This is a genomic window from Paenarthrobacter aurescens, from assembly GCF_025421775.1.
Lineage (GTDB): Bacteria > Actinomycetota > Actinomycetes > Actinomycetales > Micrococcaceae > Arthrobacter > Arthrobacter aurescens_B.
Genome location: NZ_JAOEFX010000015.1, coordinates 1 through 1,849, shown reverse-complemented (window position 1 = coordinate 1,849; position 1,849 = coordinate 1). Strand labels below are relative to the sequence as shown.

Annotated in this window: 2 protein-coding genes; one reads left to right on the top strand and one right to left on the bottom strand. The window is 60.2% G+C overall.

What is annotated here, in order from left to right; all coding sequences use genetic code 11:
• Nucleotides 1-345: 345 nt before the first annotated feature.
• Nucleotides 346-1,302: an RNA polymerase subunit sigma-70 gene (locus tag N7568_RS22465; protein ID WP_261611971.1), complete on the bottom strand. Its 957-nt coding sequence runs from the start codon at nt 1,300-1,302 to the stop codon at nt 346-348.
• 92 nt (nt 1,303-1,394) lie between these two features.
• On the opposite strand from N7568_RS22465, the gene N7568_RS22460 reads away from it, so the two are divergent.
• The gene (locus tag N7568_RS22460; RefSeq protein WP_261611970.1) at nt 1,395-1,772 is read left to right on the top strand and encodes a nuclear transport factor 2 family protein; all 378 of its coding nucleotides are present in this window, start codon (nt 1,395-1,397) and stop codon (nt 1,770-1,772) included.
• Nucleotides 1,773-1,849: the final 77 nt, after the last annotated feature.

Here is a 1,849-nt window from a genome sequence, read left to right as displayed (position 1 = left end):
ACTGGCATAAATTTCAACCAATCAAAAAACAATCGGTATCAACAAACTTGGCACACTATTGAGTTCTCAAACAACAGACCCCCCAAAACATCACCCACGGCACACCACACAAAGCAGCGCAACCAACAAGGCCATTGGAAAAGAAGAGTTATTTTTGGCCGCCTACCGAACCGTACACACCTTCCGGCTTTCCGTTTCGCACCCGGCGACTCAGAAAACAATACACGCCCCACCACCCCAACGCAAATCCACCCCCACACCCCACCCAACACACCCCCAAAACCCACACCAAACCGCCGTCGAGCATGCGTTCAGTCGCACCACCAAGCCGGGGGTGTTGCCCGCTCACGCAAGCGAGTCAGGCATCCCGAACTGCCGATGCAGGCCATCGTCGAGGAAGCGCATGATCGAAGTGATCCTGCTTCCGTCCTGGGTCGGCTCAATGACCAGTAGTCCTCTGGCCCGGCCCTCCAAATAGCAGACGAACGCAGGCCTGCCACCCGCAGCAGCAGGGGCCAGCACGTAGTTCCCACCAGGTCGGCCAACAGCACTGGCTCGAAGGAAACTCCCAACGGCGTCCCGACCCACGTAACGCTCGCTGGCTGGCGGCATAGCGAGCCAGCATTGATCAGTGAGCAACTCAAGGACTGCATCGACATCGTCGCGGGAGAAGGCGTCCGCAAACTTTCGAGCGAGATGTTGGTGGTCTGTTCCCCTCGTCATGGGGTGTGGAGCGAGCCGGGCCGACCGGGCGCGCTGGAGAAGACCTTTGGCCGCCGTCGGACTTGTCCCGAGCATCACGGCAGCTTCGCCGATGGGGAAGTCCAGCACATCACAGAGCATCAAGACGGCGGCCTGACGTGGCGGCATTCGCTGAAGTGCGACGACAAACGCGAGCTCAATGCTCTCGCGGGCGATCAACTGCACAGCAGGATCGAGCTCGTTGATCAATCCGTCGGGGTAAGGCTGCAAGTGCGGTTGATCGAATCGATCCGTCGGAGCCGGTGGCTCGAAGGGAGGGGCGGGGAGAACCCGCGGGCGGCGGCGTTGGTCCCTCACCATATTGAGTGAACGACTCGTGGCGATCCGATAGAGCCATGTCCGCAGGGACGATCGCCCTGCAAATCCCGGCAGGCCGTTCCACGCAGCGAGCAAGACCTCCTGGAGTACATCGTCCGCGTCGTCAACAGACCCTACGATCCGATAACAGTGCAGATGGAGTTCCCGTCGAAAGGGCGCAACGAGCAAAGCGAAAGCCTGCTCATCGCCGGCACGGGCCGCCTCCAACTCCGCTGACGTCACGGATCAATCTTGGCACGTACCTGCCAGCGCGTTCCGATCTGCCGTGCGGTGGTGTCTACACAGGTGTAGCCCTCCAAGAAAGGAACCAGACCATGTCTGAAAACCACGCCAGAGCCGTTGAGATTGCGGTCGAATACCATCGCGCATGGACGGCAGGCGACCTGGACTCTGCAGCAAAGCACTTAGCTGAGGACGTCAGCTGCCATGCACCTGCAGGCACCATCCACGGCAGGGACGCTGTCCGGGCGTTCATGCAACCCTTTGCTGCATCGCTTACGGAATCCAGGCTCCTTGCGGCTTACGGCAGCAGCGACGAAGCACTACTCATGTATGACACGGCCAATCGGGTGGTTTCCACCGCACCGGGCGCGGAGCTCTATAGCATCCACAACGATCAGATCGCCGAGATCCACATCATCTTCGATCGCCTGCCCTTCGCGTTGGCACGCGGCGATGTCGTTAGGGTGTGACGGGTGTGGTGGTTTAAATGGGGAGAGCCCCGACCGTCGTGGTCGGGGCTCTGCCGTTAATGGTTGTCCGGCGGTGT